This is a genomic window from Microbacterium sp. OR21 (genome assembly GCF_047306785.1).
Taxonomy (GTDB): Bacteria; Actinomycetota; Actinomycetes; order Actinomycetales; family Microbacteriaceae; genus Microbacterium; species Microbacterium esteraromaticum_E.
The window spans coordinates 559,647-584,508 of record NZ_JAZEXJ010000003.1; the positions used below are offsets into that span (position 1 = coordinate 559,647).

24 protein-coding genes and 2 tRNA genes are annotated in these 24,862 nt (G+C 69.6%); 12 read left to right on the forward strand and 14 right to left on the reverse strand.

The annotated features are described in order from the left end of the window. Positions 1-73, reverse strand: a tRNA-Val gene (locus V2S04_RS11270). Positions 74-226: 153 nt separating this feature from the next. Here V2S04_RS11270 and aceE point away from each other — a divergent pair. From aceE to V2S04_RS11300, 6 genes are all read left to right on the forward strand, one after another. Beyond that, positions 227-2,953, forward strand: coding sequence for a pyruvate dehydrogenase (acetyl-transferring), homodimeric type (gene aceE / locus V2S04_RS11275; RefSeq protein WP_413638537.1), 2,727 nt, complete (start codon positions 227-229; stop codon positions 2,951-2,953). Between the two features lie 28 nt (positions 2,954-2,981). Then, positions 2,982-4,172 carry a PucR family transcriptional regulator gene (locus V2S04_RS11280; RefSeq protein WP_413638776.1) on the forward strand — a complete coding sequence of 397 codons (1,191 nt, stop codon included), beginning with the start codon at positions 2,982-2,984 and terminating at the stop codon, positions 4,170-4,172. Between the two features lie 111 nt (positions 4,173-4,283). Then, positions 4,284-5,204, forward strand: a complete 921-nt coding sequence (locus V2S04_RS11285) for an ACP S-malonyltransferase (protein ID WP_413638538.1) — start codon at positions 4,284-4,286, stop codon at positions 5,202-5,204. After that, positions 5,201-6,199 carry a beta-ketoacyl-ACP synthase III gene (locus V2S04_RS11290; RefSeq protein WP_099195055.1) on the forward strand — a complete coding sequence of 333 codons (999 nt, stop codon included), beginning with the start codon at positions 5,201-5,203 and terminating at the stop codon, positions 6,197-6,199. The genes V2S04_RS11285 and V2S04_RS11290 overlap by 4 nt, the downstream gene beginning before the upstream one ends. Before the next feature lie 64 nt (positions 6,200-6,263). Then, positions 6,264-6,512, forward strand: coding sequence for an acyl carrier protein (locus V2S04_RS11295; protein ID WP_099195056.1), 249 nt, complete (start codon positions 6,264-6,266; stop codon positions 6,510-6,512). A 79-nt stretch (positions 6,513-6,591) separates the two neighbouring features. Beyond that, positions 6,592-7,827, forward strand: coding sequence for a beta-ketoacyl-[acyl-carrier-protein] synthase family protein (locus V2S04_RS11300; RefSeq protein WP_340086533.1), 1,236 nt, complete (start codon positions 6,592-6,594; stop codon positions 7,825-7,827). 167 nt (positions 7,828-7,994) lie between these two features. On the opposite strand, the gene V2S04_RS11305 is transcribed toward V2S04_RS11300, so the two are convergent. Together V2S04_RS11305 and V2S04_RS11310 are read right to left on the reverse strand one after the other, a co-directional pair. Then, positions 7,995-8,498: a DUF3145 domain-containing protein gene (locus tag V2S04_RS11305; protein WP_413638539.1), complete on the reverse strand. Its 504-nt coding sequence runs from the start codon at positions 8,496-8,498 to the stop codon at positions 7,995-7,997. 179 nt (positions 8,499-8,677) lie between these two features. Next, on the reverse strand, positions 8,678-9,451 hold the full coding sequence (locus tag V2S04_RS11310; RefSeq protein WP_413638778.1) for a hypothetical protein: 774 nt from the start codon (positions 9,449-9,451) through the stop codon (positions 8,678-8,680). Between the two features lie 169 nt (positions 9,452-9,620). On the opposite strand from V2S04_RS11310, the gene V2S04_RS11315 reads away from it, so the two are divergent. Together V2S04_RS11315 and V2S04_RS11320 are read left to right on the forward strand one after the other, a co-directional pair. Then, the gene (locus tag V2S04_RS11315; RefSeq protein ID WP_413638540.1) at positions 9,621-11,633 is read left to right on the forward strand and encodes a DUF262 domain-containing protein; all 2,013 of its coding nucleotides are present in this window, start codon (positions 9,621-9,623) and stop codon (positions 11,631-11,633) included. Further along, entirely contained in the window at positions 11,633-12,886 is a 1,254-nt protein-coding gene (locus tag V2S04_RS11320) for an alpha/beta fold hydrolase (RefSeq protein WP_413638541.1), read from the forward strand. The genes V2S04_RS11315 and V2S04_RS11320 overlap by 1 nt, the downstream gene beginning before the upstream one ends. 9 nt (positions 12,887-12,895) lie before the next feature. Here V2S04_RS11320 and V2S04_RS11325 read toward each other — a convergent pair whose 3' ends face one another. After that, entirely contained in the window at positions 12,896-13,102 is a 207-nt protein-coding gene (locus V2S04_RS11325; RefSeq protein WP_413638542.1) for a hypothetical protein, read from the reverse strand. 97 nt (positions 13,103-13,199) lie between these two features. On the opposite strand from V2S04_RS11325, the gene V2S04_RS11330 reads away from it, so the two are divergent. Next, positions 13,200-14,057, forward strand: a complete 858-nt coding sequence (locus tag V2S04_RS11330; protein ID WP_413638543.1) for a DUF72 domain-containing protein — start codon at positions 13,200-13,202, stop codon at positions 14,055-14,057. A 64-nt stretch (positions 14,058-14,121) separates the two neighbouring features. On the opposite strand, the gene V2S04_RS11335 is transcribed toward V2S04_RS11330, so the two are convergent. Beyond that, positions 14,122-15,129, reverse strand: coding sequence for a YihY/virulence factor BrkB family protein (locus tag V2S04_RS11335; RefSeq protein WP_413638544.1), 1,008 nt, complete (start codon positions 15,127-15,129; stop codon positions 14,122-14,124). Between the two features lie 142 nt (positions 15,130-15,271). Between V2S04_RS11335 and V2S04_RS11340 the strand changes: the two genes are divergently transcribed. Next, entirely contained in the window at positions 15,272-15,490 is a 219-nt protein-coding gene (locus V2S04_RS11340; protein WP_413638545.1) for a hypothetical protein, read from the forward strand. Here V2S04_RS11340 and V2S04_RS11345 read toward each other — a convergent pair. After that, positions 15,478-16,527 carry an iron-containing redox enzyme family protein gene (locus V2S04_RS11345; protein ID WP_413638546.1) on the reverse strand — a complete coding sequence of 350 codons (1,050 nt, stop codon included), beginning with the start codon at positions 16,525-16,527 and terminating at the stop codon, positions 15,478-15,480. The two genes, V2S04_RS11340 and V2S04_RS11345, sit on opposite strands and share 13 nt — an antisense overlap. A gap of 171 nt (positions 16,528-16,698) precedes the next feature. Between V2S04_RS11345 and V2S04_RS11350 the strand changes: the two genes are divergently transcribed. Next, positions 16,699-16,941, forward strand: a complete 243-nt coding sequence (locus V2S04_RS11350; RefSeq protein ID WP_413638547.1) for a CDGSH iron-sulfur domain-containing protein — start codon at positions 16,699-16,701, stop codon at positions 16,939-16,941. On the opposite strand, the gene V2S04_RS11355 is transcribed toward V2S04_RS11350, so the two are convergent. Both V2S04_RS11355 and V2S04_RS11360 read right to left on the reverse strand, forming a co-directional pair. After that, positions 16,923-16,996: transfer RNA gene (locus V2S04_RS11355), tRNA-Ile, on the reverse strand. The two genes, V2S04_RS11350 and V2S04_RS11355, sit on opposite strands and share 19 nt — an antisense overlap. 20 nt (positions 16,997-17,016) lie before the next feature. Then, a complete protein-coding gene (locus V2S04_RS11360) occupies positions 17,017-17,565 on the reverse strand; it encodes a gamma carbonic anhydrase family protein (RefSeq protein ID WP_413638548.1) in 549 nt (182 codons plus the stop codon). A gap of 140 nt (positions 17,566-17,705) precedes the next feature. Between V2S04_RS11360 and V2S04_RS11365 the strand changes: the two genes are divergently transcribed. After that, positions 17,706-18,191 (forward strand): Dps family protein, encoded by a 486-nt coding sequence (locus V2S04_RS11365; RefSeq protein WP_099195067.1) that lies wholly within the window; start codon positions 17,706-17,708, stop codon positions 18,189-18,191. A 138-nt stretch (positions 18,192-18,329) separates the two neighbouring features. On the opposite strand, the gene V2S04_RS11370 is transcribed toward V2S04_RS11365, so the two are convergent. The 6 genes from V2S04_RS11370 to V2S04_RS11395 form a co-directional block, all read right to left on the reverse strand. Further along, complete coding sequence (locus V2S04_RS11370) at positions 18,330-19,820, reverse strand: amidohydrolase (protein WP_413638779.1); 1,491 nt, start codon at positions 19,818-19,820, stop codon at positions 18,330-18,332. Beyond that, positions 19,814-20,455, reverse strand: coding sequence for an FMN-binding negative transcriptional regulator (locus tag V2S04_RS11375; protein WP_413638549.1), 642 nt, complete (start codon positions 20,453-20,455; stop codon positions 19,814-19,816). Before V2S04_RS11375 ends, V2S04_RS11370 begins: the two co-directional genes overlap by 7 nt. A gap of 36 nt (positions 20,456-20,491) precedes the next feature. Further along, complete coding sequence (locus tag V2S04_RS11380) at positions 20,492-21,973, reverse strand: alanine/glycine:cation symporter family protein (protein ID WP_413638550.1); 1,482 nt, start codon at positions 21,971-21,973, stop codon at positions 20,492-20,494. An 89-nt stretch (positions 21,974-22,062) separates the two neighbouring features. Next, positions 22,063-23,073: an Fpg/Nei family DNA glycosylase gene (locus V2S04_RS11385; protein WP_413638551.1), complete on the reverse strand. Its 1,011-nt coding sequence runs from the start codon at positions 23,071-23,073 to the stop codon at positions 22,063-22,065. A gap of 1 nt (position 23,074) precedes the next feature. Continuing rightward, on the reverse strand, positions 23,075-23,590 hold the full coding sequence (locus V2S04_RS11390; RefSeq protein WP_340086521.1) for a ribose-5-phosphate isomerase: 516 nt from the start codon (positions 23,588-23,590) through the stop codon (positions 23,075-23,077). Positions 23,591-23,640: 50 nt separating this feature from the next. Continuing rightward, the gene (locus tag V2S04_RS11395) at positions 23,641-24,834 is read right to left on the reverse strand and encodes a ferrochelatase (RefSeq protein ID WP_413638552.1); all 1,194 of its coding nucleotides are present in this window, start codon (positions 24,832-24,834) and stop codon (positions 23,641-23,643) included. Positions 24,835-24,862 lie beyond the last annotated feature (28 nt).

The window sequence follows — 24,862 nt, forward strand, 5'->3', positions numbered from 1 at the left end:
TGGGCCCTGCCGGGATCGAACCGACGACATCCACGGTGTAAACGTGGCGCTCTACCAGCTGAGCTAAAGGCCCTGGTACCGACATTCTACGGTGCGGAATTTGCGGAACCCGCCTTCGGAACGCATATAGGCTGAGCACAGCGCGTGTTGTGCAGAGCCGACAAGGCTCACCCGCGACGCATCCCGTTTCCTTGGCAAGACCTGCCAGCTTGACGAAAGGCTCCACGTGACCGTCCACGATCAGGATCCGTACTCCCAGGCACCTCTGGACAGCGACCCGGATGAGACCGGCGAGTGGCAGCAGTCGCTCGACGAGCTGGTAGACGCGAAGGGTCCCGGTCGCGGCCGGGAGATCATGCTCAGCCTCCTCAAGCGCTCGAAGGAACGCCACCTCGGCGTCCCCATGGTGCCGACGACCGACTACATCAACACCATCGCGGCCTCGAACGAGCCCGAGTTCCCCGGCGACGAGGAGATCGAGCGCCGCTATCGGCACTGGATCCGCTGGAACGCCGCGGTCACCGTGCACCGCGCCCAGCGGCCCGGGATCGGGGTCGGCGGGCACATCTCGACCTACGCGGGTGCCGCGTCGCTGTACGAGGTCGGCTTCAACCACTTCTTCCGCGGTCAGGACCACCCGAACGGCGGCGACCAGATCTTCATCCAGGGGCACGCCTCCCCCGGCATCTACGCCCGCTCCTTCCTCGAGGGGCGCCTGAGCGAAGCCGACATGGACGGCTTCCGTCAGGAGAAGTCGCACGAGGGCCACGCCCTGCCGTCGTACCCGCACCCGCGATCGATGCCGCACTACTGGCAGTTCCCGACCGTGTCGATGGGTCTCGGCCCGATCAACGCGATCTACCAGGCGCAGGCGAACAAGTACCTCACCAACCGCGGCATCAAGGACACCGGCGACCAGCACGTCTGGGCGTTCCTCGGAGACGGCGAGATGGACGAGGTCGAGAGCCGCGGTCAGCTGCAGGTCGCCGCCAACGAGGGTCTCGACAACCTCACCTTCGTGATCAACTGCAACCTGCAGCGTCTCGACGGCCCGGTGCGAGGCAACGGCAAGATCATCCAGGAGCTCGAGTCCTTCTTCCGCGGGGCCGGCTGGAACGTCATCAAGGTCATCTGGGGCCGCGAGTGGGACGACCTGCTCGCCCGCGACACCGACGGCGCGCTGCTCAACATCATGAACGCCACCCCGGACGGCGACTACCAGACGTACAAGGCCGAGTCCGGCGCGTACATCCGCGAGAACTTCTTCGGCCGCGACGAGCGCGCCGCCGCCCTCGTCAAGGATCTCTCCGACGACGAGATCTGGCACCTGCGCCGCGGTGGCCACGACTACCGCAAGGTGTACGCGGCCTACAAGTCGGCCATGGAGCACAAGGGCCAGCCCACCGTCATCCTCGCGAAGACCGTCAAGGGCTACGGCCTCGGACCCCACTTCGAGGGCCGCAACGCGACCCACCAGATGAAGAAGATGACGCTGGAGAACCTCAAGACCTTCCGCGACACCATGCAGATCCCGATCACGGATGCGCAGCTCGAGGAGAACCCGTACCTGCCCCCGTACTACCACCCGGGCCAGGACGACGAGACGATCCAGTACATGCTCGAGCGCCGTCGCAGCCTGGGCGGTCTGCTGCCCGAGCGGCGCACGACCCACACGTCGATCACGCTGCCCGAGGAGTCGACCTACGCCCTGCCGCGCAAGGGCTCCGGCACGCAGGAGATCGCCACGACCATGGCGTTCGTGCGTCTGCTGAAGGACCTGCTGCGGGCGAAGGACTTCGGCAACCGCATCGTGCCGATCATCCCCGACGAGGCGCGCACGTTCGGCATCGACGCCTACTTCCCGACCGCGAAGATCTACAACCCGAACGGGCAGCACTACACCTCCGTCGACCGGCAGCTGCTGCTGGCCTACAAGGAGAGCCCTCAGGGGCAGATCGTGCACGTGGGCATCAACGAGGCCGGCGCCATGGCGGCGTTCACCGCCGCCGGCACGTCGTACTCCACGCAGGGCGAGCCGCTGATCCCGATCTACATCTTCTACTCGATGTTCGGCTACCAGCGCACGGGAGATGCGATGTGGGCGGCGGGCGACCAGATGGCGCGCGGGTTCATCATCGGCGCCACCGCCGGTCGCACCACGCTCACCGGCGAGGGCCTGCAGCACGCCGACGGACACTCGCCGCTGCTGGCGTCGACCAACCCGGCGACCGTGTCGTACGACCCCGCGTACGGCTACGAGATCGCGCACATCGTGCGCTCCGGTCTCGAGCGGATGTACGGCGGGTCGCACCCCGACCCTGACGTCATGTACTACATCACCGTGTACAACGAGCCGCTCGTCCAGCCGGCCGAGCCGGAGGATGTCGACGTGGACGGCATCGTGCGCGGCATCCACCGCATCAAGCCCGGCACCGGTGACGGCCACAAGGCCCAGCTGTTCGCCTCGGGCGTCGGCGTGCCCTGGGCGCTGGAGGCGCAGGAGCTGCTGCAGAAGGACTGGGGCGTGAGCGCCGACGTGTGGTCGGTGACCTCGTGGAGCGAGCTGCGCCACGACGGCCTCGCCGTCGACGAGCACAACTTCCTGCACCCCGAGGAGGAGCCGCAGACGGCCTACCTCACGCAGAAGCTGCAGGGCGCCGAGGGCCCGGTCATCGCGGTCAGCGACTTCATGCACGCCGTGCAGGACCAGATCCGTCCGTGGGTGCCCAACCCGTACTACACGCTGGGCGCGGACGGCTTCGGATTCTCTGACACGCGCGCCGCCGCACGCCGGTTCTTCAAGATCGACGGGCCGTCGATGGTCGTGCGCACCCTGCAGGCTCTGGCGGACGAGGGCCGGGTCGACCGCTCGGTCGTCGGACAGGCGATCGAGAAGTACCGCCTCTTCGACGTGAACGCCGGCACCAGCGGGAACGCGGGCGGCGAGAGCTGAGCCTGTGAGCAGTACCGCCCAGCAGGCCATGGACAAGGCCGCGACACTCGCCTGGCTGCGCCGGATCTCCGGCGACATCGCCACGGTGACGATCAAGCGGCTCGAGGACACCCTGCCCTGGTACGCCGACATGCCACCGGCCCGACGCTCCGCCGTCGGGCTGGTGGCCCAGGCCGGCATCACCTCGTTCATCCAGTGGTACGAGGACCCGACATCCACCCCGTGGATCGCCGCCGACATCTTCGCCGCCGCTCCCCGAGAGCTGCTGCGCAGCGTCAGCCTGCAGCAGACGCTGCAGCTGATCCGCGTCACGGTCGAGGTGACCGAGGAGCGCGTCGCCGGACGCGGTGAGGATCTGCGCGAGGCGATCCTGCTGTACTCCCGCGACGTCGCGTTCGCGTCGGCGGACGTCTACGCGCGCGCCGCTGAGGCGCGCGGTCTGTGGGACGCCCGGCTCGAGGCGCTCGTCGTGGACTCGATCCTCACCGGCGAGGCCGACGAGGAGCTGCCCAGCCGGATCGCCGCGCTGGGCTGGCACGGGCACGGCGAGGTGTGCGTCATCGTCGGCACCACTCCCCCGCAGTTCGATGTCGATCTCGTGCGGCGCACCGCACGGCGACTGTCGGTCGACGTCCTCATCGGCGTGCAGGGCTCGCGCCTCGTGCTGGTGATCGGGCGCGCGCGCGTGCCCGGCAAGGAGGAGGAGGGCGAGGATCTGCCGTTCAGCGAGATCGCGCAGCGTCTCGAGCCGTCCTTCGGACCGGGGTACGTCGTGCTCGGCCCGCCCGTCTCCGCGCTCGTCGACGCCGGGCAGAGCGCCCGCGCCGCCCTCGCCGGTTTCGCGGTCGCACGCGCGTGGCGGGGTGCACCGCGCCCGGTCGAGGCGGACGACCTGCTTCCCGAGCGCGCCCTCGCCGGGGACACGCTGGCCAAGCAGACGCTGATCGAGCGGATCTTCCGTCCGCTGCAGGCGCATTCCACGGATCTCGTCACGACGCTGTGGAGCTATCTCGACAACGGGCGCTCGCTCGAGGCGACCGCCCGCGAGCTGTTCGTGCACCCGAACACGGTGCGTTATCGGCTCAAGCGCGTGACCGAGGTGATCGGCTGGGACGCCACCGGGCCGCGCGAGGCGCTCATCCTGCAGACCGCGCTGATCCTCGGGTCGATCGGAGCCGCAGAGCCGGCACGCCGCCGCGCCGTCGCCCGCCGCCGCTGAGGCCCAGACCGGGCACGCCCCGCGGGAGGATGTGCGCCACGCACAACCGATTCGCGGATTGTTGTGATGTTTCATCCACCATGTCCGGCGAATCGTTGGCAGACTGGTCTGGTGATTGTCGTCGCATCGCCCGGACAAGGTTCCCAGACTCCCGGATTCCTCGCACCCTGGCTGGAGCTGGACGGCGTCGCCGACCAGCTCGCCTCGTACTCCGAGGCCGCCGAGGTCGATCTGATCGCACACGGCACCGAATCGGACGCCGACACGATCCGTGACACCCGCATCGCACAGCCGCTCATCGTCGCCGCGTCGCTGATCGCCGCCGACCAGCTGACCCGTCGCGCCGGCCGCCGCGCCGACGGCGTCGCCGGGCACTCGGTCGGCGAGCTCGCCGCCCTCGTCGGCGCGCAGGTGCTGCAGGCCGAGGACGCGATGCGACTGGTGGGCATCCGAGGCCGGGCGATGGCGGATGCCGCCGCCCGGACTCCCACCGGCATGAGCGCGGTGCTCGGCGGTGACGCCGACGAGGTGCTCGCCATGCTCGGGGACCTCGAGCTGACGCCGGCGAACTACAACGTCGCGGGCCAGATCGTCGCGGCCGGAGCACTCCCCGCTCTCGCACAGCTGGCCGAGCGCGCGCCGCGCGGAGTGCGGGTCATGCCGCTGCAGGTCGCCGGCGCGTTCCACACCTCGTACATGGCGGAGGCCGTCGACGCCCTGCGCGCGGCCGTCGCCGACGTCGCAGCCTCCGACCCGAGCATCACGCTCTGGTCGAACCGCGACGGAGCCGTCGTCGACAGCGGAGTGGATGCCCTCGAGCGCATCGTCACCCAGGTCTCCTCGCCGGTCCGCTGGGACCTGTGCATGGAGTCGTTCGCCTCGGCCGGCATCACCGGGTTCATCGAGATGGCCCCCGCCGGCGCGCTCGTCGGACTCGCGAAGCGGGGCCTGCGCGGCATCCCGAACGTCGCGGTGAAGACCCCCGACGACCTCGACGCAGCCGCGGAGCTGCTGAATGGAGCAGACTCGTGAGCACCCTCAAGCAGGCGACGGGCGCGGCCCACACGCGCATCTACTCGGTCGGCGCCGCGCGCGGCGAGAACGCCGTTCCCAACGAAGACCTCATCGGCCCCATCGACTCGAGCGACGAGTGGATCCGCCAGCGCACCGGCATCATCACCCGCACCCGCGCCGTGCCCGAAACCAGCGCGATCGAGCTGTCCGCCGACGCCGCGAAGGAGGCGGTGGAGCGTTCCGGCATCGACCCCGCCGAGATCGACCTCGTGATCGTCGCGACCATCAGCAACCCCAAGCAGACTCCCTCGGTCGCTGCGATCGTGGCGGATCGGATCGGGGCCACCCCGGCGGCCGCCTACGACATGAACGCCGCGTGCGCCGGATACGCCTACGCCGTCGCGCAGGCCGACGCGCTCATCCGCGCGGGAGCCGCCCGCCACGCGGTCGTGATCGGCGCCGAGAAGCTCTCGGACGTCGTCGACCCGACCGACCGGAGCATCTCCTTCCTGCTCGGCGACGGCGCCGGTGCCGTCGTGATCGGCCCGAGCGAGACGCCCGGCATCTCGGCCACGGTCTGGGGCTCCGACGGCTCGAAGGCCGACCTCGTGGGCATGAACCACACGCTCACGGAGTTCCGCGACGGCAAGGCGCCGTGGCCCACCCTGCGCCAGGAGGGCCCGCGGGTCTTCCGCTGGGCCGTGTGGGAGATGGCCAAGGTCGCGCGCGAGGCGCTCGAGAAGGCCGGCGTCGAGGCATCCGACCTCGCCGCGTTCATCCCGCACCAGGCGAACCTGCGCATCATCGAGGAGTTCGCCAAGCAGCTGAAGCTGCCCGAGACGACCGTCATCGCCCGCGACATCGAGACCACCGGCAACACGTCGGCCGCATCGATCCCGCTCGCCACCCACCGCCTGCTCGAAGAGCACCCCGAGCTCAGCGGTGGTCTGGCGCTGCAGATCGGCTTCGGCGCCGGATTGGTCTTCGGCGCGCAGGTGGTCGTGCTTCCCTGATCGGGTGCGCGCCTTCCCTAGACTGGTCAACGGTTCCAACCCATTCCGAGAAAGAGGAAACACCATGGCTCTCACCCACGACGAGGTCCTCGCCGGCCTTGCTGAGCTGGTCACCGACGAGACCGGCATCGACGCGTCCGAGGTTCAGATGGAGAAGTCGTTCACCGATGACCTCGACATCGACTCGATCTCGATGATGACGATCGTCGTCAACGCCGAGGAGAAGTTCGGCGTCACCATCCCCGACGACGAGGTCAAGAACCTGAAGACCGTCGCCGACGCCGTCAACTTCATCGTCGCCGGCCAGGAGTAAGACCCGTCGATGCCACCCCCGCGGACCGCGGGGTGTGGCATCTCCTTCCCGCACGCACCCCTCCTCACGAAGGACCCCCATGACCAAGCGCATCGTCGTCACCGGCATCGGCGCCACCTCCGCGCTGGGCGGCACGGCTCCCGAGAACTGGACGAACCTGCTCGCCGGCCAGTCCGGCACTCGCACGCTGGCACACGAGTGGATCGAGAAGTACCAGATCCCCGTGCACTTCGCCGCAGAGGCCATCGTCCGTCCCGAGGAGGTGCTGCCCCGTCACGAGGCGAAGCGCCTCGACCCGTCGACGCAGTTCGCACTGATCGCGGCCCGCGAGGCGTGGGAGGACGCCGGTGCGCCCGATGTCGCCCCCGAGCGCCTGGGCGTGGACTGGGCGACCGGAATCGGCGGCGTGTGGACGCTGCTGGATGCCTGGGACACCCTGCGTGAGAAGGGCCCGCGGCGCGTCATGCCGCTGACCGTGCCGATGCTCATGCCGAACGCCGGCGCCGGGAACCTGTCGCTGCACTTCAACGCCAAGGCGTACGCTCGCACGGTGGTGAGCGCCTGTGCATCGAGCACCGAGTCGATCGCGAACGCGTACGAGCACCTGCAGGACGGTCTCGCCGACGTCGTCATCGCCGGTGGCGCCGAATCGGCGATCCACCCGATCACCATGGCGTCGTTCGCGTCGGCGCAGGCGCTGTCCCGCCGCAACGACGACCCGGCCACGGCATCCCGCCCCGGTGCGATCGACCGCGACGGGTTCGTGATGGGAGAGGGCGGTGCGGCCCTCGTGCTCGAGACCGAGGAGCATGCCACGGCACGCGGCGCGAAGATCTACGCGTACGTCGTCGGCGGCGGTGTGACGGCCGACTCGTACCACATCACCGGAAACGACCCCGAGGGCGCCGGCGCCGCACGCGCCGTCGAGGCGGCCCTCGCCCAGGCCGGCGCCTCGCCCGACGAGGTCGCGCACATCAACGCGCACGCCACCTCCACCCCGGTCGGCGACCCCAACGAGTACGAGGCGCTCAAGCGCGTGTTCGGCGACCGTATCGACGAGATCCCGGTGTCTGCCACCAAGGCGTCCACAGGCCACCTGCTCGGCGGCACCGGCGCGCTCGAAGCGGTGTACACCATCCTCGCGCTGCGCGACCGCGTCGCACCGCCCACGATCAACATGACCGAGCCCGACCCGGCTGTGCCGTTCAAGCTGTCGACCTCGCCGCAGCCGCTGGGCGACGGCGAGCTGCTGGCGATCAGCAACTCGTTCGGCTTCGGCGGTCACAACGCCGTCGTCGCGTTCCGCAGCGCCTGACGCGCGTCCCGCCGGCAGACACGACGAAGCCCCCGCCTTCCCCGGCGGGGGCTTCTGTCCGATGCGGGAGATTCGCTTCCTCGGTTCCCGGGTGCAGTCACCGGGTCCCGCTACTCGCGCCTCTCCCGCACGTCTTCTCTGCTCCGGCCGTCCGGCCGGGCGGCCAGCTATCCGACCTTGTGCAGCCAGACGACGTGCGTGTCGTCACCGGCGTGGCGGAACGGTTCGAGCTCCTCATCCCAGGCGGAGCCGAGGGCGACGTCGAGCTCGCGCTGCAGCTCCGCGGCGTTCCCGGCGGCGATCTCCATCGCGTAGCGGATGCGGTCCTCGCCGATGACGATGTTGCCGGCCGAGTCGGTCTGCGCGTAGTGGATCCCGAGATCGGGGGTGTGCAACCACCGCCCACCCTCGCTGCCCGGCGTAGGATCCTCCGACACCTCGAAGCGCAGATGCTCCCATCCGCGGATCGCGGTCGCGAGAGCGGCGCCCGTGCCGGCCGGGGCGTTCCAGTAGAACTCCGCACGGCGAGTGCCCTGCTGCACGGGCTGGTCGCTCCACTCGAAGTTGACGGCACGACCGATAGCGCGTCCCACCGCCCATTCGAGGTGCGGGCAGAGCGCGCGAGGAGCGGAGTGGATGAACACCACTCCGCGTGCGTATCCCGTCGCCATGATCTCTCCGTTTCATCAGGTACGTCTTCCCCTACGACCTGATCCGAAGATGCGGCGAACTATGCGGTTGTACGGCGATTATCACCCAGAACAGCGCGAATCACAAGCGTGTCATTCCCGGTGGCACGACGGCCCCGGTCGTGATGACCGGGGCCGTCAGGCGATGGAGCGCGGGCTGCTTACGCCTCGCTCATCGCGAGCTTGGCCTGCTGGCCCTTCGCGGCGTAGTAGGCGGCGCGAGCGGCGTCGCGACGGGCCTGCTCCGCGTAGCCGGCCTCGAGCACGTCCTGCGGCACCTCGACCTGCTCGTGCTGGTCGGTGCCGTGGTACTTCTCGATGTACGCGTCGAGCTCGGGGCCCGACTCCCACGAGGTGATCAGGCAGTAGCGCGGCTCGGTGCCGTTGTGGGTGGTGGCGTGCCACAGACGCTGGGTGTCGACGATGAGCTGGGCACCGGCCGGAAGGGCGATGCGGTACTCGACGCTCGGGTCGGTGCGGTTCTCACGCAGGACGAAATAGCTGTCCTTGTCGTCGGTGAGGTTGAAGAATCCGCGCACGACCCAGCCGGTGCCGTCCGGGTTCAGCCGGTTGTTGTCGTCCTGGTGGAGGTTGTAGAGGCACTCTCCGTAGGGCGTCGGCTGCAGCTCGATGACGCGGCAGCGACCGACGTTGGCACCCGGCTCCTTCGCGCGAGCCGTCAGCGTGGGGGCGATCGCGGTCTGCGAGTCGATCCAGACGCCGTCCTTGTCGGTGCGCGGCGGCTTGTGGTTCCAGAAGCCGTTGCACTCGATCTCGCCCTTGGCGCTGGCGAGGGGCGAGAAGCGGGTGTCGCCCGAGGACTTCCAGTCGACATACTCGATGTCGAGCCACTCCTTCGGGTCCATCTCCCCGTCGTACGGGTCGAGGATGACGAATCCCTTGTCTTCGAGGGCTGCGGACTTGATGTATCCCATGATCTGAGTCATGTCCTTTCGTAATGGGCCAGCACGTTTTAACAGGCCCTACTTAGGCAAGCCTACCTCGGCCGCCTGGGCGGACCCCGGCGCACGACCGGAGAAAATCGCCCGGGCTAGACTCGATCCGGCGGACCGTCACACCGCCGTTCGGAGGAGTCACGCAGCCATGGCACCGGCGACCAATGTCGACGCACACGCGACCGGAACGATCGAGTGGCTCTCCGCGCCGACGACGAACATCGTCGTCCCGGTCTATCAGCGCCAGTACCGCTGGGACATCGGCGGGTGCGAGAAGCTGCTGTCGGACATCCGGGCGGTGGCCGGAGAGGATGCCGGGCACCGTCATTTCATCGGCTCCATCCTGTCCGGACGCGACGGCGCGTCGGGTGCGGATGCCGCCGACGATCTGATCCTCATCGACGGTCAGCAGCGGATCACGACGATCATGCTGCTCATCGCGGCGCTGCACCATGCGGTCCGCGACAGCGACCCGCAGCTGGCGTCCGAGCTGCAGCGCGTCCTCGTGCGCGCCGACGACCCGACGCGCACCAAGCTGCGCCCGCACGACGCCTGGGCCGGTCCCTACGAATCCGTGGTGCTCGATCGGCGCGACGACGTGGAACGCGAATCCCGCTTCGACGACAACTACGCGTTCTTCCGCAGCCAGGTGCACGCAGACGAGGCGCGCACGGTCTGGCAGGGCCTGCAGCGGCTCGAGCACGTGTCGATCACTCTGGGGCCGCAGGCCAGCGCACAGCAGATCTTCGAGAGCCTGAACTCCACCGGGCAGCCGCTGCGCGATCACGAGCTGATCCACAACTACATCCTGATGGGACTCTCGCACGCCGAGCAGCAGCGCATCGAGCGGGAGTTCTGGCTGCCGATCGAGCAGCACACGGGTGAGACCATCGGAGCCTTCTGGCGGCACTTCCTCCTGATGATGACCGGGCGCGAGATCGATGCGGCCGGCGAGCACGGCGTCTACGCGGCGTTCCGCGGCACGTTCCCGCGCCTCGACATCGATCACCTCCGTGCCGACGCGGCGGTCTGGCGAGCCTACGCCGAGATCTACGGCATCCTGCTCGATCCCTCTCTCGAGGCGGACGCGGGCCTGCGCGCGCAGCTGCTGCTGGTGAACACCTTCGGACGCACCTCGTATCCGCTCGTGATGAGCGCCTACGGCGACTATCGCCGGGGCCTCATCCCCCGCGAGCAGCTCATCGACGTGCTGGAGTGGGTCCAGGCGCTGTTCCTGCGCCGGGCGATCGTCGGGCTCCCCGCCGATCGCCTCATCGCCCGGCTGTGCCGTGCCCGAGCCGAGGGGCACGACGCCCTCATGCGCGCCATCGGCCGCATCACGCCCTCGGACGAGCGGGTCAGCGCGGTGCTGAAGTACGGCGAGCTCCCCCATCCTGCATATGTGCTCGGGCGGATCGAGGGCGTCGAGGATCTGTCCGACCACGACGTCGAGACCATCGTCCCGCCCGTCCCGGCGACGACCTGGAGCGGAGACGGCGTCCGGCCGTGGAACGAGTACAGCGAGGACGAGCAGAACGCGCACCGCGCGCTGACGCCCACGCTCGGCAACCTCACACTGCTGGAGGACTCTCTCACGCTGCGCGTCTTCGGCGCATCGTTCCCCGAGAAGCGCGATCTCGCGTACGCTCGCAGCTCGGTCGCGGCCACCAGAGAGCTGGCGGAGGTGCCGGCGTGGAACACCGCCGCGATCGCCGCCCGCACCGTGCGGCTCACCGCCGAGCTGCTGCGGATCTGGCCGCGCCCGGACGTGGGCGAGATCGACGACGACGGGCTCACCCCCGTGCTCGACGCGGTGCGCCGCCGAGGCTGGCCGGCCGGCTGGGACCGGGAGTTCGACTACTGCGAGTACCGCGGCGAGCACTGGGAGATCAAGGACGTCCGCGCCCTGTTCAACCGCATCTTCCGCCGCGCGTGGACCGACGACCGCCCCGCGGCCCTGGCGTACAGCGCGAAGCACGGTGGTCCGATCTACGACGAGATGGCGTGGAAGGGCCAGTGGGACGAGTTCGACGAATCGCACTTCCTCTACATGGGCTGGGACTCGCACTACATGATGACGGCCCTGCAGGGGGTGCTGGAGGAGTCCGGCATCGCCGCCGAGGTGTTCGTGAAGTACTCGTACATAGGGAACGTGATGTGATGACCGCCACGACCGTCGTCCGGCGCATGCAGGACCTCACCGTCGAAGAGCACACCCTCACCCTCCCCCTCGTCTGGGGCGACGCCGACGACACGCGCACGATCGACGTCTTCGCGGCGGTCGTCAGCCGCGAGGGCGGCGAGAACCTGCCCTACCTGGTCTTCCTGCAGGGCGGGCCCGGCCACGAGGCGCCCCGCCCGTTCCATTCCCCGTCGAGTCCGTCGTGGCTGGACGCCGCTCTCGCGGAGCACCGGGTGGTGATGCTGGATCAGCGCGGCACGGGCCGCTCGACGCCGGTGGGCGACGCAGATCTCGCGCGCGGCGCCGAGGCGGTCGCCGAGCACCTCACGCACCTGCGCGCGGATGCCATCGTCCGCGACTGCGAGGCAGTGCGCCAGCATCTCGGCGCAGAGCGCTGGAGCGTGCTCGGGCAGTCGTTCGGCGGGTTCACCACACTCGCCTACCTGTCGACCGACGCGTCGTCGCTCGAGCGCGTCTACATCACGGGCGGACTGAGCACCCTCGACCGCACCCCCGACGAGGTGTACGCCCTCTGCTACGACAAGATGCGCGACGCCTCCGAGCGGTACTACCGGCGCTTCCCCGAGCACCGCGACCGGATGCGCCGCCTGGCCGACCTCGCGCTCGCCGGGAGGATCACGCTGCCGGACGGTGAGATCGTGTCGCTGTCGCGGCTGCGGTCGGTCGGGTCGGCGCTGGGCACGAACGACGGCTGGCAGGCGCTGTGGTCGCTGCTCGAGCTGGATCCGTTCTCGAACGCCTTCCGCCACGACCTCGCCGCCGCGATGCCGTACGACGGGCGCAATCCGCTCTATTACGCGTTCCACGAGTCCAGCTACGCCTCCGGACACGCCACTCGCTGGTCGGCCGAGCGCATCGAGCCGGCCGACTTCGCAGCCGACCCGACCCTGTTCACCGGCGAGCACATCCGCCGCGACTGGACAGAGACCGTTCCCGCCTTCCGCCCCTGGCGAGACGTAGCGCTCGCGCTGGCCGAGCACGAGTGGCCGAGGATCTACGACGCGGCCGCCGTGCAGGCATCCGGCGCGGTCGGCGCAGCCGCGGTCTATGTCGATGACGTGTACGTGCCGTACGAGTTCTCGATGGAGACCGCGCGCCTGCTGCCCGGCGTGCGCACCTGGGTGACCAGCGAGCACGAGCACAACGGTCTGCGCGCCGGCGACGTGCTGCCGCGTCTGCTCGATCTCGCGCACGACCGTCGCGTGCGCTGAGCGGACCGCTCAGGCCGTCTGGTCGCGGTCGTCGTCATCGGCGGGCACATCGATGCTCTGCTCGATGACATCGGCGGGGTTCGCCGCCACGCCGTCCGGCACGGGCTCGGTGGTGGTGCGCTCGGGGTCGCGCGGCGGCTCCACCGCATCGCGCTGCTGCTCCAGGGCATCCGCCTCGGGGATTTCCGTGGTCGGATCGTGTCGCTGATCGGTCATCTCGTCCTCCTCCGCGCTGGGTTACCCAGCGTGACGGGCGCCGCGTCGGTCGTCAAGGCCATGTCGGCCCTGGCGGTGCCGAGCTACCGTGACCGGGATGACATCGCATGATCCTCCCGCCCCTGGCGTGTCACGCATCCGGGTCGGAACCTCCGGCTGGCGATACCGCTCGTGGCGCGGGGACTTCTACCCCGAAGGGCTGGTGCAGCGTGCGGAGCTGGCGTACATCGGCGAGCACTTCTCGACCGTCGAGCTGAACGGGTCGTTCTACTCGCTGCAGCGCCCGCAGAGCTATCTGCGCTGGCGCGAGGCCGTTCCCGATCGGTTCACGTTCGCGGTGAAGGGGTCGCGGTACATCTCGCACATGCTGCGCCTGCGTGACACCACGACCGCACTGGCCAACTTCTTCGCGTCCGGCGTGCTCGCTCTGGGATCGACACTCGGCCCGATTCTCTGGCAGCTGCCCGAGCGGCAGGTGTTCGACCCCGATGTGCTCGACGCCTTCCTGGCCGGCCTGCCGCGCACCACGGCGGAGGCGCGCGCCCTCGCGCAGCGGCACGACGAGCGGATGAACGGACGCACATGGCTGGAGGACGTCGACGATCGGCCGCTGCGCTACGCGCTGGAGCCGCGCTCCGAGACGTTCGACGACCCTCGGCTCACCGAGATCCTGAACGAGCACGGGGTCGCTCTGACCGTCGCGGATACGGCGGGCAGGTGGCGGCGGTTCGAGCCGGGCGACGCCGATCTCGTCTACGTGCGGCTGCACGGCGCAGCGGAGCTGTACGTCAGCGGCTACACCGCCGAGGAGCTGCAGGAGTGGGCCGACCGCTGTCGCAGGTGGGCGAGCGCAGGGCGCGATGTGTGGGTCTACTTCGACAACGATGCCCGAGGGCACGCGCCGCACGATGCGCTCTCCCTCGCCCGCCTGGTCGGCGACACTCCGCGCATCTGATCACCTGCGCGCATCTGATCACCTGCGCGCATCTCGTCCCCTGCGCGCCCGCGACCGCCGACGCTCACCGGCGCGATCGGCGCAGCCGGCGCGCCAGGCGCTCGTCGGCAACGTCGTTCTCGGCCGTCTTCTCGAGTCGCTCGGTGTCGCGCAGCGGCACCTGCAGCTCGCGCTCAGCGGGCACACCCCGCCGCAGCTCTCGCACGCGCTCGAGCTCCGCGTCGAACAGCGCGCCCACGAGCAGCGCGATGTTGCCGATCCACAGCCACAGCAGGAAGATCACGACGCCGGCGAACGACCCGTAGAGCCGGTCGTAGTCGGCGAGGTTGCCGACGTAGAAGCCGAAGCCGACGGATGCCAGGGCGAACGCCGCGATCGCGACCAGGGCCCCCACGCTCATCAACCGGAACCGGGGGTGGGCGATGTTCGGTGCGAAGTAGTACAGGATCGCCACGATCAGGCACACCACGAGCACGACGGCGGGCCATCGGGCGATGCGCCACACGGTCAGCGCGACCTCCCCCGCGCCCAGCGACCTGCCCAGCGATTGCGCCAGCGGCCAGCTCAGCGCCGCCAGGGCGCAGGCGATCGTGACGAGCACGAAGACGGCGAACGTCACGAGCAGGTGCGTCGGCTTCGCCTTCCAGAACATGCGCCCCTCGGGCACGTCGTAGATCCGGTTCATCGCGCGTCCGAGAGCGGTGACGTATCGGGCGACCGACCACAGGGCGAACACGAGGGCGAGCACGAGCAGCCAGCCGGCTCCCGCCGTCGAGGCGACCTGCTCCAGCGGTCGGCGCAGCGCCTGCACGATGTCCGCCGGCGCCACCTCGCCCAGCAGGTCGAGGACGGCCTTCGCTGCTCCCCGCTTCTCACCGAAGACTCCGATCACCGCGAACGCCGCGATGAGGGCCGGGAACATAGCGAGGATCGCGTAGAAGGTGAGGCCGGCGGCGGCATCCGGGCAGTAGGTGCGGAAGAAGCCGCGTGCCACTCGCCGGATGATGAGAGACGTCGCCTCCCGACGCTCGCCGGCGCGGTGCGGAGCGGCTTCTCGCGGGTCTGTGGCCATGACTTCAGGATGCCCCATCCGGGCACCCGCGGCATCGCCCTTGCCACGGATCGGAGCGCGATGCTACCCCGCCTGGCACCCGGGTCAACCCCGTTGCCCGCGCCGCTCGCCCCCGCCACGGTGGAAGCGGAAAGGAGCACACATGTCGAACGTCCACGAACAGCCCGATGAGGAGCCCACCGCGGAGGAGCTCGAGGAGCCCAGCACCGAGAAGGAGCCCGGCGAGGAGCCCAAGGTCGAGCACCCGGACGACCCCGAGCCCGACCACGAAGCAGTGGGCATCGGCGTCGTCGGCGGCCCGCAGACCGACACCGCCGACGAGGGGTCCGCTTCCGACCCGGACTCCGCTCAGTCCGGCTGACGCGCTTCGCGCAGTGAGCTGCGGCCCGCCTGCCAGGCGTGCAGGATGTGCTCGCTCGCCCACCCGTCGACGGTGAGGCAGGCCGCAGCTCCGAAGAGGATGTCGCCGAGGAGCTCGGGCGAATCCTCGGCCAGCGAGCCGGCGAGGTCGCGCGCCGCGATCTGCTCGTGCACCGCATCGGCTTCGACGTGCTCGTCGTAGTACGCCGCCACATCGTCCCCGAAGCCGATCCGCCTCAATCCCTCGGCTATCGCCCGGCACGGCAGGGAGGAGGTCATCTCGAAGGCTGCCAGGTGACCCACGACGGCGCCCCGCAGACGGCGGTTCAGCCCGAACATCGTCATCAGGTTGAACGACGCGAAGGTGATCGCCGGCACGGCATCGACGTAAGCGCCGTAGGTGTCGTCGAGTCCGGCGCCACGCATCGCGTCGGCGAACATCACCTGGTGCATGCGCTCCACCCGTCCGCCGCCGTACTCGTCGGCCTGGATCTCGATCAGCGCCGCCTTGGCCCGGCCGGTCAGTCGAGGTATCGCCCACGAGTGCGTGTCGGCCTCGCGGAGCGTGTAGATGCTGCGCTGCATGAGCAGCTCACGCGCCTGGTCGACGTCGGCCTTCCGGCTGACGAAGTGCGACAGGCTCGGCCCGGGCTGCGGAGCCGCCAGGGCGAAAAGTGCCGCAGCGACGGCCTCCCGGGTGGGCGCCGGCGGGTCGGGCAGTGGCACCGCTGCGCGCACGGCATCCTCGAAAGCGCGCTCGAGAACGGCGCGAGCGGTGAGCAGTGAGACATCCCATTCCCAGTGCGCCCCGAACTGCGGCAGCGACCCGTATGCGACGGAATAGAGCAGGAAGAGCGAGAGCTGCACGTCGTCATCGGTGATCGGGTCCTCGACCAGAACCGCCTCTCGAGCAAGCCGCGGCAGGCTCTCGACCCGCTCAGGGGCCCGGTCGGAGAGCACCTCGAGCAGTTCGGCGCTGAGTGGGCCGCGAGAGCTGATGGCGATGTCCGTCGCTTCGGAGGAGAGGCTGAGCGTCATGGGGCTCCTTCATCGGGCGGCGATCCGAGCGGATCACCGATGTGCGACCACCTTAGGTCTCCTCGGCCGCCCGACCACAGGCCTTGACACGGCACACTGCCGAGCGTCAAGTCCCTGCCGTGCACGGCGCGCAGACGCGAGACTCGCCTCTCACCGTGATGAGGAGTGCACATGACCGCCCGAGCCGAAGCGCCGTCGATCACCGCCTGCACGAACGGGCCGCTGCTCGTGCGAGGCGACGTGGAGCTGCAGTCCGCCGCGGGGCGGCCCATTGAGCGCCACCGTCGCACGATCGCACTGTGCCGGTGCGGACTGTCGTCGATCAAGCCGTTCTGCGACGGTGCGCACAAGACGTCCGGCTTCCGCACCGATGACGCGGGCGATGACGCGGAGAGTAGGGCGGGTCGGACTTGAACCGACGATCGTTGGGTTATGAGCCCACTGCCTTAACCAGCTTGGCCACCGCCCCGTGAGGAACCAGCCTACCGGTCAGTCGGGATGCGACCCCGCCTGCGCGGCCGCGTGGGTGCGGGTGTGCGCGAGATAGATCGCGGCGTTCTCGATGAGCCCGCGGCGCTCTTCGTCGGAGAGGGGCCTGCGCACCTTCGCTGGCACGCCCGCCACGAGCGAGCCGTCCGGCACCTGCGTGCCGCCGAGCACCACCGCGCCGCCGGCGATCAGGCATCCGGCGCCGATCACCGCACCGCTGAGCACGACGGCTCCCATCCCGACGAGGGATCCGTCGCCGATCCGGCAGCCGTGCACCACCGCGTTGTGGCCGACCGAGACGTCTGCGCCGATGACCACGGGGTGCGCGCCGTCGACATGCACCGAGACGTTGTCCTGCAGGTTGCTGCGCGGCCCGATGCTGATCGATGCCGAGTCGGCTCGCAGCACCGCGTTGTACCAGATGCTGACGGAGTCGGCCAGCGCGACGTCGCCGACGATGCGCGCGCCGTCTGCGACGAACGCGTCGTCCGCGAGGCGGGGAACCTGCGTTCCGAGGGCGATGACGGAGGCGTTCTCGGCGACGGGCATGTAGGTGAGACTACCCTCTATCCCGCTTGTTTCCGCGGAAGTGGAGGGCGGTAAGCGTTGCCTACGCTTGCTTGCGGAATGATTCGCGCTGAGTACCGTTGTACCCAGAAGACGTGGCAGAAGACTTCCCGGAGGTTCCCATGAGCAAGGCCCAGACCGTTCCCAGCATCGCCGTCGACCCGACCGTCGCCGCGGCGGCGGCGCAGTTCCTCTCGCCCGTGGTGCTCGGCCTGCAGGCCCTCACCGTCAACGGCAAGCAGGCGCACTGGCACGTCCGTGGCGCGAATTTCGTCGGAGTCCACGAGCTGCTCGACACGATCGTGGAGCACGCCGGCGACTTCGCCGACACCGCCGCGGAGCGCATCGTCGCCCTCGGTCTGCCCATCGACGCCCGTGTGCAGACCGTCGCAGAACGCGCCGGCAGCACCGCCGTGCCCGCCGGTTTCGAGCAGTCGGATGAGCTCATCCGCGCCGTGATCGGCGACATCGACGCGATTCTCGTCGATGTGAAGGCCGCGGTCGACGGTCTCGACGAGGTCGATCTCACCAGCCAGGACGTCGCAATCGAGATCCAGCGCGGCCTCGAGAAGGACCGCTGGTTCCTCATTTCGCACATCGCCGCCTGACGCGCGACGGAGACTCGATCCAGAAGGGCGCTGCAGCATCGCTGCGGCGCCCTTCTCGCGCCTCGCGCGTCCGCGCGCTCACTCGAGGTGCGCTCACTCGAGGTGCGCTCACTGCAGGTGCACTCACTGCAGGTGCGCTCACTGCAGGTGCGTGAGCCTGCCGCCGAGAAGGGTCGCCGAGACGGGCATCCGCCGCAGTTCGACACGGTCGGCGGACAGCGGGTCACTGTCGCACAGCACGAGGTCGGCCGCACCGCCGATCTCGATGTCGGTCTCGCCGTGCCGGCTGCTCGCGCGCAGCGCGGATTCGACGCCGACCCGCTCGCCCGGCTGCCACGGCTCGCGGTCGTCTCCGGTGCGGTGAACCGCCGCCGCGATCGTCAGCCACGGATCGAGCGGGGCCACCGGGGCGTCCGACCCGAACCGCACCGGGATGCCCGCCTCGAGCAGCGATGCCAGCGGGTGACTCAGCGCCTGCTGATGCTGCCAGAGGCTGCCGACCATGTCGCGGTCGTCGACCGCATGCTCGGGCTGCACACTGGCCACCACGCCCAGTCTTGCGAAGCGGGCGAGATCGGCGTGGCGCACCAGCTGCGCGTGCTCGATCGTGCCGCGCGCCTGCGTGTAGGTGAACGCGTCCAGCGCGGATGCCACGGCGCGGTCGCCGATGGCGTGCACGGCGACCTCGATCCCCGACGCCGTGGCCTCGGTGAGCAGATCCCGCAGGCGGTCCGGCTCGATGGTGAGCACGCCGAAGTTGGCCGGGTCGTCGTCGTAGGCGTGCGAGCACGCGGCGGTGCGGGTGCCGAGCGAGCCGTCGGTGATGAGCTTGAGGGGGCCGACGTGCACCAGTCCGGCGGTTCCGCGCAGCTCGTCCCCGGTACGCAGCCCCTGCTCGATCGCACGAGGCAGGTCCGCCGCGTAGAAGGCGAACTCGACACGATGCGCGGCGAACCCGGCCTCCGCCCGGCGCAGCCACGCCTCTGCGTTCCACGCCATGTCGAAGTCGACGATGCCGGTGACCCCGCGTGCGGCCGCCCGATCCGCGGCGCGACGCACCGCATCGTCCGCCGTGAGGTCATCCGCGGCGTTCAGGCGTCGGGAGATCTCGAAGGCGTCCTCCTCCCGCAGCATCCCGTCCGCGGTCGGGGTGAAGCCCTCGCGCCGGAACGCGGCCGAGTTCAGCCACACGCTGTGCACGTCCGCGTTGATCAGGTAGGTCGGACGGTCACCGGTGCGCTCGTCGAGCAGGGCGAGGGACGGGGCGTCCGGCCAGAGGGCATCCCGCATCCCGGCGCCCACCCGCCGCCCGTCCGCGAGAGCATCGGCATCGCCCATGACGCGTGCCGCCTCGGCCGCGCTGTGCACCTCGCCCAGCGGCACGCGGTCGGCGTTCAGCGCCCATTGCACGGTGTGCACATGGTGGTCCCAGAGCCCCGCGACCACCCGACGGCCCTCGCCCTCGAGCACGACGCCCCGGCTGGCCAGCATGCCGGTCGGCGCCGCGTCGACGATGCGGCCGCCTCGGATCACGAGGTCGACAGGCTCGTCGCCGAAGGTCAGCGCGAGCGGACCGCTCAGCCGCACCGCGCGCACGAAGTCGACATGATCACCGCGCGCGGTCACGATCGATTCCCCTGACGCGCGTCGCGGGCACGGCGCATCTCGGTGGCCAGTGCCCGGTTGGCCTGAGGGCCGTCGCCCTCGAGCGCCGCGATCACCTCGTCAACAGTCTGGGCGGGCTTGTTCTGGCTCAGCTTGCGCTTCGCGACGACCGTCGCCGGTGTGAGCCGGAAGCCGACGGTGCCCGCGGCGAGGCGGTGCACGAACGCCGCGTCGTTGGGCAGCTGCCACATGCCGCGGGGGTTCGGCATGCGGTTCTCGAAGACGTCGACCATCCTCTCCAGCACGCGGAGGTTCTCGTCGTCGGAGAGGATCTCGGGCACTCCGCGCAGGTGCACCGACACGTGATTCCACGTCGGCACCGCCTGCACCTCTCCGTACCATCCGGGCGAGACGTACCCGTGCGGCCCCTGGAAGGCGATGAGGATCTCGCGCCCGCCCAGGCCGTGGATCAGATCGTCCGGACGCCCCACGTGTCCGACCACCGTGAGGTCATCCCGCTCGTCGTCGAGCAGCACGACGTAGTGCGAGGCGACGAGCCCGTCGTCGCCGTCGCTGACGAGAGTGGCCCACGGGTTGAGCCGGATGATCCGGCGCAGTTCGGCCGGGTCTGTCATGGCGAAGCTGGGGTTCTGACGCACCCTGCAAGCCTATGACCGACCCGGCCGGACCATCGCTCATCGCGGGGTCTTGACCACCGGGATCGCCTGGGTCTTCCACTCCTCGAAAGCCTGGTCGCCCGCCATGAACGCGTTGACCTCGTCGGGCGTAGCCCTCAGCTTCGGATCGTTGTCGAGGTACTTCTTCGTCTCGCGCGCGACGAGACCGGAGAGGATGAGCAGTCCGATGAGGTTCGGCAGCGCCATGAGGCCGTTCATCACGTCCGAGAACGCCCACACCACGCCCAGCTGCACCGTGCAGCCGATGAAGACGACGAGCGAGAACAGGATGCGGAACGGTATCACGGCCTTGCGGCCGATCAGCCGCTCGATGCTGCGCTCGCCGTAGTACGACCAGCCGAGGATGGTGGAGCCGGCGAACAGCACCAGCCCGATCGTCACGATGTAGTGCCCCCATTCCCCGGGCAGGCCGTGCGAGAACGCCTCGCCCGTCATCAGCGCCGCACTGATCTGCTCCCCCGTATCGGGATCGGTCATGTTCCAGACGCCGGTGGTGATGATCACCAGCCCCGTGCAGGTGACCACGATGATCGTGTCGATGAAGGTCTGCGTCATCGAGACCAGGCCCTGTCGTACCGGGTGGCTGGTCTTGGCGGCTGCTGCCGCGATCGCGGCGGAGCCCATTCCCGACTCGTTCGAGAAGATGCCTCGGGCGACACCCATCTGCACGGCGATGATGATCGCGGAGCCGGCGAAGCCGCCGATCGCGCTCGTGCCGGTGAAGGCCTCGGTGAAGATCTGCGCGAACGCGGCCGGGACGCCGCCGATGTTCGCGATGAGGATGTAGATCGCGCCGAGCACGTAGAAGATGATCATCACAGGCACGAGACCCGCGGTGACGCGGCCGATCGACTTGATCCCGCCGACGAGCACGAGCAGCGCGAACACGGTGAGCACGATGCCGGTGACCCAGGTGGGCACGTTGAAGCTGTTCTCGAGGTTGGCCGAGATCGAATTGCCCTGCGTCATGTTGCCGATGCCGAAGCAGGCGATGACGGCGGCGATCGCGAAGAAGATCGCGAGGAACTTGCCGAACCCGCCGGGGATGCCGCGCTCGAGGTAGTACTGCGGTCCGCCGGACTTCTCGCCCGCGGCGTCGGTCGTGCGGAAGCGCACGCCGAGGAACGCCTCGGAGTACTTCGACGCCATGCCGAGCAGCCCGGTCACCCACATCCAGAACAGCGCACCCGGGCCGCCGATGCCGATGGCCGTGGCGACGCCGACGATGTTGCCGGTTCCCACCGTGGCGGCGAGGGCCGTGGTCAGCGCCTGGAACTGGGAGATGTCGCCGTCTGAACCGGGGTCCTTGCGGGTGAACAGGCCCAGGCGCAGTGCTGCGCCGAGGCGGAGGAACTGCAGACCGCCCAGGCGGATGGTGAGGTAGAGGCCGGTGCCGAGAAGCAGCGGGATGAGGACCCACGGCCCCCAGATCCACGAGCTGATGTTCTCGAGCACGGCCTGCAGGCCGGAAAGATCCATGGAGTCTCCTGTCGTGCGACGTTGCGAACGGACTCCGCCATCCTATTCACAGCACGCACTCAGGTTCGGCCATCACGCGCCGGTCGTGCTCAGCGCTGGCAGGACGGGCACCAGTACAGCTTGCGGGCGCCGATCTCCTCCAGGGCGATCTCCGTGCCGCAGATCCGGCACGGCAGACCAGCACGGTGATAGACCCAGTGACGGTCGTCCCGGCTCGCCATGGCCGCGCGGTACGCATCGCCGGTGAGTCCGTCCATCGTCATCATCTGCCCGGTCTCGACACCGATGGAGAGCAGACGCACCCAATCGCGCCAAAGCTCGCGCACGACCTCCTCCGGCACGTCGCGGCCGGGCGTGTGCGGCTCGAGCCGCGCGCGGAACAGCATCTCGGCGCGGTACACGTTGCCGATGCCGCTCACCACCGACTGGTCCATCAGCAGCAGCGCGATCGGCGTGGGCTTGCGGCGCACGATGCTCACGAAGCGCTCCTCACCTTCCGCGACGTCGCCGACCAGCGGATCGGGCCCGAGCTTGGCGACCGTGGCGAGCATCTCGTCGGTGCTCTGCAGCGCGCAGGCCGTCGGCCCGCGCAGATCGGCGCAGGTCGTGTCGTTCAGCAGCCGCAGGCGCACCTGGCCGACCACCGGCGGCGGCCATTCGTCGCCCTCGTCGGCGAGGCCGCTGGTCTGCTCCGACATGCGCACGTGCACCCGGGTCCTCCGGGGGGCGCCGATCGAGGTCAGCGAGTTCTCGCCGGCGTCGTCGAAGATCGCCTCATCGTCCGCGGTGGCCAGGTCGGTGCCGCGCTGGTTGGTCTGCCCCATGCGTCCGTTGGCGGATGCGATGGTCGCATCCGCCACGATCTCACCCGCGAAATCCCATGCGCCGTACAGACCAAGATGAACGCGCAGCCAGACCGCGTCCTCGAACTCGAGGAACATCTGCTTGCCGACCGCCATCGCCTGCAGCATCTCGCGCCCGTCGAGCACCGCCGCGCCCTCCGCGAAACGGCCCTGCGGGCTCGAGGCCCGCACGGGGCGGCCGGTGAAGTTGCGCGCGAACTGCCGGGCGATGCGGTGGACGGAATGACCCTCGGGCATCTCAGGCCCGCCCGTCGGCGGAGCCGGCACCGTCCTGACGCGGATCCGGGAGCAGGGAGCCGTCCCGCTCGAACGCGGCGATCTGGCCGATGCGGCGCACGTGCCGCTCCTCGCCCGAGAACGGCGTCGCGATGAAGCGGTCGATGAACGAGGTCACCTCGTCGAAGCCGTGCTGGCGCGCACCGATCGAGATCACGTTCGCGTCGTTGTGCTCGCGGGCGAGCTCCGCCGTCGACAGGTTCCACACCAGCGCGGCGCGGATGCCCTCGACCTTGTTCGCCGCGATCTGCTCGCCGTTGCCCGAGCCGCCGAAGACGACGCCGAGCGCCTCCACTCCCGCGCGCTGGTCGGCGACCACCGCCTGCGCCGCACGGATGCAGAACGCGGGATAGTCGTCGAGCGCGTCGTACTCCACGGGGCCGTGATCGACGACCTCATGGCCCGCGTCGCTCAGGTGCTGCTGCAGGCGGGTCGAGAAGTCGAGTCCGGCGTGGTCTGTGGCGATGTGGATGCGCATGAGCACCATCATATTCAGCGCCGCGCCCCCGGTTTCGGGCCGTTCGCTGATCAGGGAGCGATGCCCGCCGCCGCCGGCTTGAAACCGGCGCGAATGTTCTCGCAGCAGCCCGGGCGGCACACGTCGTACCACGGGCCGAGATCGGTCACGTGGGCGCGATCGGCGGCGGGGCGGCCTTCGAGACGCTCCTGCACCAGATCGACGATGCCCGAGACGAACGCCGGCGAGACACCGGGAGTGGGCGTGCGGGCGAAGGCCAGGCCCGCCTCCTCGGCGGCTTCCTTCGCCTCGGTGTCGAGATCCCAGAGCACCTCCATGTGGTCGCTCATGAACCCGACCGGCACGACGACGACGGCGCGGCGCCCGCGCTGCGGCAGCTCGCCGATGACGTCGCAGACGTCGGGCTCGAGCCACGGCTGCGAGGCGGGGCCCGAACGCGACTGGTACACGAGCTCCCACGGCACATCCGCCGCGGCCGGCGTCAGCTCTGCGACCCGCGCCATCACCCACGCGCTGACCGCCTGGTGCTGCACGGCGTACGCGCCGCCCTCGCCCCAGTCGATGTCGCGCGGGCCGGAGCGCACGGCGTCGTCCATCGGAATGCTGTGCGTCGAGAAGAGCACCTGGATCTGGTCGGCCGCGAGTCCCTCGTCCAGGCGCTGCCGCACGGCGTCGTGCACCCCCTCGACGAACGCCTGCACGAAGCCGGGGTGGTCGAAGAACGGACGGATCTTGTCGATGGTGACGACCCCGTCGTACTCGGTGCCGTCGAGGATGCGCGAGAAGTCCTCGCGGTACTGCCGGCAGCTCGAGAACGAGCTGTACGCGCTGGTCGCGAAGGCCAGCAGAGTGGTGTGCTCGTCCGCGACGGCCTCGGCCACCGCGTCCTCGAGGTACGGCGCCCAGTTGCGGTTGCCCCAGTACACCGGCAGGTCGATCGATCGAGCGGCGAGCTCCGCCTCGAGCGCCGCCTTCAGCGCACGGTTCTGCGCGTTGATGGGGCTCACGCCGCCGAAGTGGCGGTAGTGGTGCGAGACGTCCTCGAGTCGCTCGTCGGGGATGCCCCGACCGCGGGTGACATTGCGCAGGAACGGGATCACATCATCCTGGCCCTCCGGCCCGCCGAATCCGGCGAGCAGGATGCCGTCGTAGGCGACGGGGACCTCGACGTGTGCGGAGCCGGTCGATGCGGCCGGCGAGGCGTGCGGGACGACGATCTTCTCTGGAGTGCTCACGGGGTACATCCTGTCACCGACTCTCTATGAGCCAGCA

Bases quoted from the DNA above. Each gene is read 5' to 3' on its own strand.
- V2S04_RS11280 (WP_413638776.1), top strand. From the start codon at position 2,982: ATGGACAAGGCCGCGACACTCGCCTGGCTGCGCCGGATCTCCGGCGAC.
- V2S04_RS11295 (WP_099195056.1), top strand. From the start codon at position 6,264: ATGGCTCTCACCCACGACGAGGTCCTCGCCGGCCTTGCTGAGCTGGTC.
- V2S04_RS11300 (WP_340086533.1), top strand. From the start codon at position 6,592: ATGACCAAGCGCATCGTCGTCACCGGCATCGGCGCCACCTCCGCGCTG.
- V2S04_RS11305 (WP_413638539.1), bottom strand. From the start codon at position 8,498: ATGGCGACGGGATACGCACGCGGAGTGGTGTTCATCCACTCCGCTCCT.
- V2S04_RS11310 (WP_413638778.1), bottom strand. From the start codon at position 9,451: ATGGGATACATCAAGTCCGCAGCCCTCGAAGACAAGGGATTCGTCATC.
- V2S04_RS11315 (WP_413638540.1), top strand. From the start codon at position 9,621: ATGGCACCGGCGACCAATGTCGACGCACACGCGACCGGAACGATCGAG.
- V2S04_RS11320 (WP_413638541.1), top strand. From the start codon at position 11,633: ATGACCGCCACGACCGTCGTCCGGCGCATGCAGGACCTCACCGTCGAA.
- V2S04_RS11325 (WP_413638542.1), bottom strand. From the start codon at position 13,102: ATGACCGATCAGCGACACGATCCGACCACGGAAATCCCCGAGGCGGAT.
- V2S04_RS11330 (WP_413638543.1), top strand. From the start codon at position 13,200: ATGACATCGCATGATCCTCCCGCCCCTGGCGTGTCACGCATCCGGGTC.
- V2S04_RS11335 (WP_413638544.1), bottom strand. From the start codon at position 15,129: ATGGCCACAGACCCGCGAGAAGCCGCTCCGCACCGCGCCGGCGAGCGT.
- V2S04_RS11340 (WP_413638545.1), top strand. From the start codon at position 15,272: ATGTCGAACGTCCACGAACAGCCCGATGAGGAGCCCACCGCGGAGGAG.
- V2S04_RS11345 (WP_413638546.1), bottom strand. From the start codon at position 16,527: ATGACGCTCAGCCTCTCCTCCGAAGCGACGGACATCGCCATCAGCTCT.
- V2S04_RS11350 (WP_413638547.1), top strand. From the start codon at position 16,699: ATGACCGCCCGAGCCGAAGCGCCGTCGATCACCGCCTGCACGAACGGG.
- V2S04_RS11360 (WP_413638548.1), bottom strand. From the start codon at position 17,565: ATGCCCGTCGCCGAGAACGCCTCCGTCATCGCCCTCGGAACGCAGGTT.
- V2S04_RS11365 (WP_099195067.1), top strand. From the start codon at position 17,706: ATGAGCAAGGCCCAGACCGTTCCCAGCATCGCCGTCGACCCGACCGTC.
- V2S04_RS11380 (WP_413638550.1), bottom strand. From the start codon at position 21,973: ATGGATCTTTCCGGCCTGCAGGCCGTGCTCGAGAACATCAGCTCGTGG.
- V2S04_RS11385 (WP_413638551.1), bottom strand. From the start codon at position 23,073: ATGCCCGAGGGTCATTCCGTCCACCGCATCGCCCGGCAGTTCGCGCGC.
- V2S04_RS11390 (WP_340086521.1), bottom strand. From the start codon at position 23,590: ATGCGCATCCACATCGCCACAGACCACGCCGGACTCGACTTCTCGACC.
- V2S04_RS11395 (WP_413638552.1), bottom strand. From the start codon at position 24,834: ATGTACCCCGTGAGCACTCCAGAGAAGATCGTCGTCCCGCACGCCTCG.